At 71.3% G+C, this 230-nt stretch carries 1 pseudogene; it reads left to right on the top strand.

Features of this window, described 5'->3' with window-relative positions:
• Positions 1 to 230, top strand: a pseudogene (locus KVT32_RS31880) (phenylalanine--tRNA ligase subunit beta); the annotation flags it as partial.

The raw sequence follows: 230 nt of genomic DNA, 5'->3' as shown, positions 1-230 counted from the left end.
CAGATGAGCGTGATGCGCTCGACCCTGATCGGCGGCCTGCTGGCCAACGTGCGCTATAACCTGAACCGCAAGGCCGGCCGTGTGCGCGTGTTCGAAGTCGGCGCCGTGTTCAAGCGCGAGCCAGGCGTCGTCGACGGCCCGCTGTCGGTGGCCGGCTTCGACCAGCCCCAGCGCGTCGGCGCCATCGCCTACGGTCCGGCGGTGGACGAGCAGTGGGGCGTGGCGACCCG

The organism is Achromobacter sp. GbtcB20 (assembly GCF_019091095.1).
GTDB lineage: Bacteria > Pseudomonadota > Gammaproteobacteria > Burkholderiales > Burkholderiaceae_B > Achromobacter > Achromobacter mucicolens.
This window is presented reverse-complemented; position numbering and strand designations above follow the sequence as displayed.